This window comes from Roseibium sp. AWQ4_290, assembly GCF_056160985.1.
The window spans coordinates 1-1280 of record NZ_JBSWYG010000050.1 but is presented as its reverse complement, the minus strand read 5'-3'; the positions used below and the strand labels follow the sequence as shown (position 1 = coordinate 1280).

Below are 1280 nucleotides of genomic sequence, written 5' to 3'. Positions count from 1 at the left end.
AGCTGGACACCCGCAAAAACCTCGCCATTGGAGGTGATTTCTGATTCACTTCGATCATGGAGGTGTTTTCATGGATCCGAGCAGTCTTTTCAGTTTGTCCGATCATCTTGAGCGCTTGAGCAAGGATGGCGATCCGCTCGAGGTTCTCGAGCGGACCGTTGATTTCGAATATTTCCGAACCTGGCTGGTGGAAGGGCTGGAGTACAGCGACGGCTCCAAGGGCGGGCGGCCGCCTTTTGACCCGGTTTCGATGTTCAAGGTGTTGATCCTTCAGACGCAGCACAATTTGAGTGACGCGAAGATGGAGTTTATCATTCGCGACCGGCTCTCCTGGATGCGATTTTTGGGCTTTTCCCTCGGGGAGCCGATGCCGGACGAAAACACCATCCGGCATTTCCGCAACCGGATGACGGAGACCGGCACCTTGAAGCGGGTGATGAAGGCGTTTGACTGGCAACTGAAGAAGAAGGGCTATATCCCGATGTCCGGTCAGATCGTCGATGCGTCTCTGGTTCCCGCGCCTAAGCAGCGCAATACGGAAAACGAAAAGCAAGCGATCAAAGCGGGCAAGACGGCAGAAGACATCTGGCCCGATGAGCCCAACAAGGCGGCACAGAAGGACACCAATGCCCGCTGGACGCTGAAAATCGGGGGGAAAGTGCGCTATCGGCCCGATGGCACGCCGCTACCGCAGATCGCCTTACCGGTGTTTGGCTACAAGAGCCATATCAGCATCGACCGGCGCTTCGGCTTCATCCGGGGCTGTGCGGTCACCTCAGCCGCTGATGCCGACGGCAGGCAACTGAAGCATGTCGTGACCAAGGACAACACGGCCTCCGATGTGTGGGCCGACAGCGCCTACCGGTCCAGTAAAAACGAGAAATGGCTGGCGCAAAACATGTTGGTGAGCCGCATTCACCGGCGCAAGCCGGCGAACAAATCCATGCCGGAGGCAACATCCCGCGCCAATGCAAAGAAGTCAGCCATCCGTGCCCGTGTCGAACACGTCTTCGCGCATCAGAAGAACCGCTACGGCTTGTTCATCCGCACCATCGGCCTGGCGCGCGCCGAGACCAAACTCACGCTCGCCAACCTGGCCTACAACTTCGATCGTCTGATGTTCCACGAACGGCGCGCCGCCATGGAATGAGTCCGCCTTCAACGCGGAAAAATCGATGAAACACCCCCGGATCAATCCGATCCGGGGCAAAAACGCGGGCCTCATGGCTGAAAGCCGTCGGGACGCCTCAAAATAGCGGGTTGTTGCGGGTGCCCAGCTA

Annotated in this window: 1 protein-coding gene; it reads left to right on the top strand. The window is 58.0% G+C overall.

Going from position 1 to position 1280, the window contains the following annotated elements; translation table 11 throughout:
* Positions 1-70 precede the first annotated feature (70 nt).
* Positions 71-1150: an IS5 family transposase gene (locus ACXAH0_RS25075; RefSeq protein WP_475187080.1), complete on the top strand. Its 1080-nt coding sequence runs from the start codon at positions 71-73 to the stop codon at positions 1148-1150.
* Positions 1151-1280 lie beyond the last annotated feature (130 nt).

Excerpts from the sequence above, each read along its gene's own strand:
- ACXAH0_RS25075 (WP_475187080.1), top strand. The coding sequence starts at position 71 with ATGGATCCGAGCAGTCTTTTCAGTTTGTCCGATCATCTTGAGCGCTTG.